The following is a 7655-nucleotide window of genomic DNA, read 5'->3' on the forward strand; positions in this document are numbered from 1 at the left end:
ATCTTGGTATAGGCATGCTGCGGATTGACGAAGATCGCTTCCGCCTCGCCCTCCTCGACGACTTCGCCGTAGCGCATGACATAGACGCGGTCGGCAAAGCGCCGGACAATACCGAGGTCGTGGGTGATGAAGACGATCGCCATGCCGAGCTTGCGCTGCAGTTCGGCGAGCAGCATGAGGATCTGCGCCTGGATCGTCACGTCGAGCGCCGTCGTCGGTTCGTCTGCTATCAGAATGTCGGGATCGTTGGCCAGCGCCATGGCGATCATGACCCGCTGGCGCTGGCCACCCGACAATTCGTGCGGATAGGATTTCATCCGCCGCTCGGGATCGGGAATATGAACCAGCCGCAAGAGCTTGAGCGCCTCCTCGCGTGCTTGCGCCGCGCCAAGTCCGCGATGCCGGCGGATCGGTTCGATCAACTGATTGCCGATCGAATAGAGCGGATCGAGCGAGGTCATCGGCTCCTGGAAGATCATGCTGATCTTGCGGCCGCGGATCTGATTGAGCTCGGACTTGCTTAGGGTCAAAAGGTTGCGGCCGCGATAGTCGACGACGCCTGTCGCCTCGCCGTTCGAGGCCAGCAGGCTCATCGCCGCCATCATCGTCTGGCTCTTGCCGGAACCGGATTCGCCGACCACGGCAACGGTTTCGCCTGCATTGACGTGGATGTTGATGCCTTTGACGGCTTCGACCGCGCCATCGAGCGTGCGAAAGCGGACCCGAAGGTCCTTGACGCTGAGGATCGTTTCGCAAGTGTCCATCTCAACGATCCCTGGGGTCGAGAGCATCGCGCAGGCCGTCGCCGACGAAGTTCAGCGCGAACAGCGTCGAGACGAGGAAGAAGGCAGGGAACAAAAGCAGCCAGTTGGCGGTGCCGATGTTCTTGGCGCCGGTCGAGATCAGCACGCCCCAACTGGTCATCGGTTCCTGCACGCCGAGCCCGAGGAAGGACAGGAAACTCTCCAGGATGATGACATGCGGCACCAGCAGCGTCATGTAGATGACCACCGGGCCAAGCAGGTTGGGAATGACGTGGCGGATCAGGATGCCGCGTTGACCGACGCCCATCGCCTCCGCGGCCTGGACGTATTCCTGCCGCCGGATCGACAGCGCTTGGCCGCGCACGATTCGCGCCATGTCGAGCCACAGCACGGCGCCGACCGCCAGGAACATCAGCACGAAGTTCCGGCCGAAGAACACCACCAGCATGATGACGAAGAAGATGAACGGCAGCGAGTAAAGCACATCGACAATGCGCATCATCACCTCGTCGACCTTGCCCCCGGCAAGGCCGGCCGTAGCACCGTAGAGCACGCCGATGACGCCCGCGACAACCCCGGCGAGCAGGCCGATGGCCAGCGAGATGCGCCCGGCCATCAGCGTTCGCGATAGCAGATCGCGGCCGGTATTGTCCGTGCCGAACAGGAAATATTGCTGCCTGATCGAAGCGCTCATCACCGCTTCAAGGCCGTCAGGCGATTTACCCTCGATCTTTGTATCGTCGAAAGCATCCGAACGGTCGAGATAGCGGACATTGCGGTCGTCGATCGGCTTGGGCGATGTGACGGTGACGAAGATGCGGTTGCCTTCCTGCCGCCACTCCTTGATGTCGACACGCATGCGCTTGATCGCCTCATTGAGCGCGGTTTCTATCATGTCGGCCTTCGGATAGGCCGAGAAGCTCGGCGGCGTGCGCACATGGTCGGCGTAGATGGTGGTGTATCGATGCGGCAGCAAAGACGGCCCGAACACGCTGATTACGGCGATAAAGGCAAGATAATACAGGCTGAACATGGCGGCGCGATTGGCCTTGAGCCGTGCCCAGGCATCGCCCCATAGGGAGCGGCCGACGACGGCCGGAGCGGTGGCTGCGATGTCAGTCATAGCGCACCCTCGGATCGACGAAGGCATACATGACGTCGACGATCAGGTTGAAGACGATGGTGAACAGCGCGATCACCACCACTGTGCCCATGACCAGCGTGTAGTCGCGGTTAAGCGCGGCATCGACGAAATAGCGGCCGATCCCGGGAATAGAAAAGATCGTCTCGACGATGATCGAACCGGTGAGGAGCGCCGCCGCCGCTGGGCCGGTAAAGGAGACGATCGGCAGTATGGCGCCGCGCAGCGCATGCTTGACGATAACCGACCAGTCCGACAGGCCGAGCGCGCGTGCGGTGCGGATGTGGTGAGAGCGCAACGATTCGATCATCGAGCCGCGCATCAGGCGAGCGACGATGGCGATCTGCGGCAAGGCGAGCGTCAGCACCGGCCCGACTTTGTTGAGCAAGGCGCCATCGCCCCAGCCGCCGATCGGCAGCAGTTTCCAGGTCAGGCCGAACACAAGCTGGATCACCGGGGCGATGACGAAAGTCGGGATGGTGCTGCCGGCGGCGGCCAGCGCGATCACCGAGTAGTCGGCAAACTTGTTCTGATTGAGCGCGGCAACAGTGCCGAGGAGGCCGCCGAGCAGCAGTGCCAGGATCAGGGCCGAGGCGCCGATCTGGATTGAAACGGGCAGGCCCCTGGCAAACAATTCGGTGACGGTGAAATCCGGCATGTTGTAGCTCGGACCGAAATTGCCGCGCAGCAGATTGCCGAGATAATGGACATATTGCAGCCAGAGCGGGTCGTTGAGGCCGAACTGCGCTTCAAGATTGGCCTTGATCTCGGGGCTGAGGCCCCGCTCCTGATTGAACGGGCCGCCAGGCGCGACACGTATCAGGAAGAACGCCATGGTCACGATGACGAACAGCGTCGGGATGGCGGTCAGGAGCCGCCGGAATACGTATCGTAGCATCGGTTCCCCGCTTTGCTAGCAAACCGGAGCCGCCGCCGCTAACGCATGACCCGAACCGAAGGTTCGGAAAGGATCACGCGCAAAATCAAGCGTTACAGCGCCCTTTGCACGTCCTGAAGGACGCGCGGCGCTGTAAAGGCGGCAGTCCGGCCAAGGAGATCAGTCCTTGGAGATGAAGCGGGACGGATGCACGTCCATAACGTTATCCTCGAAGCCATGAAGCTTCGGAGAAACGATATCCTTGTAGCTATAGTAGAGAAGCGGGATGTTGCCGACCTCGTCGACTAGGATGCGCTCGGCCTCGGCGAGTTCTTTCATGCGCTGTTCGGGCTTGCCGCCGGCGGCCGCCGCCTCGTCCATGGCCTTCTCGAATTCCGGGCTGTTGTAGCCCGAATAGTTGTTGCCGCTTGCCTTGCGGGAGATGCCGAGGAAGGTTTCCGGATCCTTGTAATCGGCAATCCAGCCAGCACGCGCCACGTCATAGTCGCCCTTCTGCTCAAGGAAGGAGTAGTGGGTCTTGGTGTCGGTGTTGAGCAGCGTGACTTCGACGCCGAGCGGCTTCAACTGCTCCTGGATGGCGACCGCAGTGTTCTTGTGGTTTTCCGACGTGTTGTAGCGGATTTCCATCTTCAGCGGTTTCTCGGGGGTATAGCCAAGCTTCTCGAGTACCTTCTTGGCCTCATCCTCGCGGTCGATCTGCGACATATCCGCGTATTTGGCCATTGCCGGCGTATAGCCCTCAATGCCTGGAGGCACCATCGAATAGCCGGGCAGCATCGAGTTCTGCCAGACCTTTTCGGCAAGGAAATCGCGGTCGACTGCCATGGAGATGGCGTTGCGCAGTTCGACGTTGTCCCACGGTGCCTTGTCGGTCTTGATCGCAAAATAGTAGGTGCCGAGGTAAGGCCCGACGCGAATCCGATCGCCAAACTTGGCCTTGAGGTCGGCGAGCTGCTCGGTCGGGAGGTCGTCGTAGCTGTCGAGTTCGCCGGCCTCAAAGCGCTTCATCGCCGACGAACGATCTTCGGTCGGGATGTAGTTGACGACGTCGAGCTTGACGGTCGCAGCGTCCCAGAATTTCGGATTCTTGACCAGTTTGATGTGGTCGTTGGGAACCCACTCCGCCAGCGTATAGGCGCCGTTGGAGACCAGATTGCCCGGCTTGATCCAATCGGCGCCGAGCTTTTCCATTGAGGCCTTGTTGACCGGATAGGCCGCCTGGTGGGTCAGCATTTCGAGGAAATAGGGCGTGGGCGCCTTCAGCGTCACTTCCAGCGTATTTGCGTCGATTGCCTTGACGCCCATCTCCTCGGGCTTGGCCTTCTTGGTGTTCACCTCCTCGGCATTCTTCACGGGATAGAGCATCGAAGCGTATTCGGCGCCGGTGGCCGGGTCTTCCAGCCGTTGGAAAGCGTAGACGAAGTCATCTGCCGTGACCGGAGCACCATCCGACCAGACGGCGCCCTTGCGCAGCTTGAAGGTGTAGACGGTGCCGTCGTCCGATACTGTCCAGCTTTCGGCGGCGCCCGGGATGAGGTTCGCCTTTGCGTCCTGCATGGTCAGCCCCTGGAACAGGTCACGCAAAATATTTGCTTCGTAAATTGTCGAAGTCTTGTGCGGGTCGAGCGACTCCGATTCGGCGGCGGTGCCGCGGTTATAGACGACCTCGGCGAAGGCCGGCGTGTAGAACGTGCCGGCAGCCAAGGCCATGGTTGTGGCGAACACCGTCGCCTTCAGCATATTTTTCAGCATGGAGTTCTCCCTGTCGAGGCGGCCGTTCAGCTGCGCCTCTTGAGTGTTGACGCCCCGAAACCGATTAGATGGCCCCTTTGAGCGCGCCGCCGGTTCCCTTTCCGGCAGCTGGTGGCCAAACAGTAACGTGGCGATTTTTTATTTCAACAGACTCGTTAGGTCACCCTAAGTAAGGCGCAACGACAGGCCACTTCGTGACCGGCAGAACAGCGGCTTGCCTCGTTTCCCATTTCAAGCCTTCGTTTCCGGCCAGAAACTTGTCGTCGATTCCACTTTGCCGAAATGTCTTAATGCGTCTTTAAACAACGATGGGTTATATTTTTCGTGAGCTTCGGTATGTCTCGATGGGCGAAGGACATGAACCGCGAAGAAAGTAATACAATCTCTATAGAGCGTCATAAATCGCGCCGTGTAAGACTCACATTACGTCAGTTTAGAGAGCAGTCCGGAACTTCCGCTGTTGAGTTCGCGCTGCTTTCGCCGATTTTTATCTTACTTTTGCTCGGAATGGTTGCGTATGGTATCTATTTCGGGGCAAGCCACTCCGTGCAGCAAATTGCGGCGGACGCCGCCCGCACGGCGATTGCCGGGCTGAACGAAGGCGAGCGCCAGGCGCTGGTGACCAGTTTCGTCAACAACAATGCCGGCGGATATCCATTCGTCAAATCCGACAAGCTGACCTATCAGGCCAAGGACAGCACAGCCGACGGAAACCAGTTCGTCGTGTCCGTCCAATATGATGCTCGTAACCTGCCGGTCTGGAACCTGTTCCCGGCACTGCCCATGCCTGGAACCACGATCTCACGCCAGTCGACAATCCGGGTTGGAGGCATCTGAATGTCGGAACCCTTGCTGGAGAGGATCGGCCGGGTCACCCACTCAATGCTTGGCGACCTGAAGGCGAACTTCACCGTCATGACGGCGCTGTGTGCACCGTTCGCGCTGGCGCTGGCCGCCTTCGCCATCGACGAAGGCTCGATCTACACGGAGCGCCGGGAAGCGCAGGCAATGACCGATCTGGCGGCAATCACCGCCGCCTCCAACATCAACAACATTGAGGCCGCGGTGGTGACCACGCTCGGCGACAATGGAATGCCTGGTATCGTGGTTCAGAAGGCAGGACAGACGATCGCCCCGGCCCTCGGAAAAACCGTCGTGTCGGTCACCGCCGGCCGATACTCACCAGAGTCGTCGCTCGGCGTCGACAAGCGCTTCGAGGCCGGCAAGACGCCGTACAATGCCGTCCATGTCGCGCTGAAAAAGATTCCTGCCCGCTATTTCGCAAGTTCGCTTATTCCTACGCCGGTCATCGGCACCGAAGCCCTTGCCAGCGTCACGCCACAGGCGATGTTCTCGGTCGGGTCCAGGCTTCTCAGCGTCAATGGCGGCATCCTGAACTCGCTTCTCAGCGGCCTCCTGGGCACTAACATCTCGCTCAGCGTCATGGACTATAACGCCCTGATCTCGGCCGATGTGAATGTGCTTTCGTTCGTCGACGCTCTTGCCGTCCAGTTGCAACTGACAGGCGTCAGCTATTCAGACGTGCTGGCATCAAAAGCGACCGTGGGCCAGGTAGCCACGGCCCTGGCTAACGTTTCAACGGTTGGCAGCAGCAGCAAGCTCGTTCTGCAGACAATCGCGTCCAGAGCCACCAGCACGGTCAAAATCCCACTCAAGCATCTTGTCGACCTTGGATCAATTGGCCAGTTGGGCCTCGGACAAAAGCCGGCTGGCCTTTCCGTCGATGCAAGCGCCATGGGCATGCTGACCACCGCCGCTGCACTGGCCAACGGTTCGAACCAGGTCCAGGTCAATCTCGGGGCCACCATTCCGGGGCTTACCTCGACCACGCTTGCCGTAGCCATCGGCGAACCGGCGCAATTCTCGCCATGGCTGACAATCGGCGAGAAGGGCGCCGTGGTGCGTACGGCACAGACGCGGATCAAGCTGGTGGCATCCGTCGGCATCGACAATTCGAATCTTGGTGGCGGTATCAGCCTGCTGGCCGTCAAACTGCCGCTGCATGTTGAGGTGGCCTCCGCCGAAGCCAGGCTGACCGACATCAGCTGCGCGACAGGGCACCCCGACAGTTTGAAGGTTACCATTGCCGCACGTCCGGGCCTTGCCTCGCTGCACCTTGGCGCCAGCGATGCCGACAACAGCCCCTCCGCCTTCGCCGATTTCAGCAACCCACAGTCGTTTCAAAATGCCGAAATCGCGCAGGTCAGCGTGAAGCTTCTGTTTCTCACCCTGAATCTGATCGGCGTGAATGGGTCTGCGGCCTTTGAGATCGCCAACAACGATCCGACGATACTGACCTTCAACAGCACCGAAATCGCAAACAAGACGATAAAAACCGCTTCCACGAAAAACCTGACGCAATCTTTCACCACGTCGCTGGTCAGCAATTTGTCGCTTTCGGTCAGTGCGCTGGGCCTCGGGCTTGATGTAACCGCCCTGCTTGGAACGGTGAAGCCGGCAGTGGTGGCGCTGCTGAACGGCGTGACGGCGCCGGTCGACGAATTGGTTTACAATGTGCTTGCGGCACTGGGCGTGCATGTCGGCGAGGCAGACGTCCGGGTCATGGGCGCGACTTGCGGGCGCTCCGTGCTCGTTCAATGAGGACCAAGTAGAGAGGTCAGCCGGCTCGTCCGAGAAAACAGCTCAAGGGCGGCAGCGACAGAATTTTTTCCTGCAAGGCGGCACCAGCGCCAAGATCGATCGTCTCTGCGACATCGATATCCTGCGGCAACGGCCAACTGGCCGGCTCGTCGGCGAAATTGAAAACGCAGAGCAGCTTCTCGCCGTCGCCTTCACGAATGAAGGCAAGGACTTCGCCCTCGGCATCGAGGAACCGGATCGAGCCCCGAACCAGCGCCGCATGCCGCTTGCGCAAGGCGAGCATGGCTCGGTAACTGGCCAGAACTGACTTCTCCTCGCCGTTCTGGACATCGACCGCGCGGGCGCGATGGCTGTCAGGGATCGGAAGCCACGGCCTGCCGGTGGAAAAACCGGCATTGTCGGCGCCTTTCTCCCAGACCATCGGCGTGCGGCATCCATCCCTGCCCTTGAATCCCGGCCAGAAGCGGATGCCGTAAGG

7 protein-coding genes are annotated in these 7655 nt (G+C 60.2%); 2 read left to right on the forward strand and 5 right to left on the reverse strand.

The window, feature by feature from the left end; translation table 11 throughout:
• The 4 genes from EOA85_RS21640 to EOA85_RS21655 all read right to left on the reverse strand — a co-directional run.
• On the reverse strand, window positions 1-764 hold a 764-nt coding region (locus EOA85_RS21640; protein ID WP_164759790.1), incomplete at its 3' end, for an ATP-binding cassette domain-containing protein.
• A 1-nt stretch (window position 765) separates the two neighbouring features.
• Window positions 766-1887 (reverse strand): ABC transporter permease subunit, encoded by a 1122-nt coding sequence (locus tag EOA85_RS21645; RefSeq protein ID WP_127211105.1) that lies wholly within the window; start codon window positions 1885-1887, stop codon window positions 766-768.
• Window positions 1880-2803: an ABC transporter permease subunit gene (locus EOA85_RS21650; RefSeq protein WP_127211106.1), complete on the reverse strand. Its 924-nt coding sequence runs from the start codon at window positions 2801-2803 to the stop codon at window positions 1880-1882. Before EOA85_RS21650 ends, EOA85_RS21645 begins: the two co-directional genes overlap by 8 nt.
• A gap of 159 nt (window positions 2804-2962) precedes the next feature.
• Window positions 2963-4555 (reverse strand): peptide ABC transporter substrate-binding protein, encoded by a 1593-nt coding sequence (locus EOA85_RS21655; RefSeq protein WP_127211107.1) that lies wholly within the window; start codon window positions 4553-4555, stop codon window positions 2963-2965.
• Window positions 4556-4912: 357 nt separating this feature from the next.
• Here EOA85_RS21655 and EOA85_RS21660 point away from each other — a divergent pair, with 357 nt between their 5' ends.
• Together EOA85_RS21660 and EOA85_RS21665 are read left to right on the forward strand one after the other, a co-directional pair.
• On the forward strand, window positions 4913-5392 hold the full coding sequence (locus EOA85_RS21660; RefSeq protein WP_127211108.1) for a TadE/TadG family type IV pilus assembly protein: 480 nt from the start codon (window positions 4913-4915) through the stop codon (window positions 5390-5392).
• On the forward strand, window positions 5393-7177 hold the full coding sequence (locus tag EOA85_RS21665; RefSeq protein WP_245485931.1) for a pilus assembly protein TadG-related protein: 1785 nt from the start codon (window positions 5393-5395) through the stop codon (window positions 7175-7177).
• Window positions 7178-7193: 16 nt separating this feature from the next.
• Here the strand turns inward: EOA85_RS21665 and EOA85_RS21670 are convergent.
• Window positions 7194-7655: alpha-glucosidase C-terminal domain-containing protein (locus EOA85_RS21670; RefSeq protein WP_127211109.1), on the reverse strand; the 462-nt coding region annotated here is incomplete at its 5' end.

It is taken from the genome of Mesorhizobium sp. M5C.F.Ca.IN.020.29.1.1, from assembly GCF_003997375.1.
Classification (GTDB): Bacteria; Pseudomonadota; Alphaproteobacteria; order Rhizobiales; family Rhizobiaceae; genus Mesorhizobium; species Mesorhizobium wenxiniae.

Excerpts from the sequence above, each read along its gene's own strand:
- EOA85_RS21645 (WP_127211105.1), bottom strand. The coding sequence starts at position 1,887 with ATGACTGACATCGCAGCCACCGCTCCGGCCGTCGTCGGCCGCTCCCTA.
- EOA85_RS21650 (WP_127211106.1), bottom strand. The coding sequence starts at position 2,803 with ATGCTACGATACGTATTCCGGCGGCTCCTGACCGCCATCCCGACGCTG.
- EOA85_RS21655 (WP_127211107.1), bottom strand. The coding sequence starts at position 4,555 with ATGCTGAAAAATATGCTGAAGGCGACGGTGTTCGCCACAACCATGGCC.
- EOA85_RS21660 (WP_127211108.1), top strand. The coding sequence starts at position 4,913 with ATGAACCGCGAAGAAAGTAATACAATCTCTATAGAGCGTCATAAATCG.
- EOA85_RS21665 (WP_245485931.1), top strand. The coding sequence starts at position 5,393 with ATGTCGGAACCCTTGCTGGAGAGGATCGGCCGGGTCACCCACTCAATG.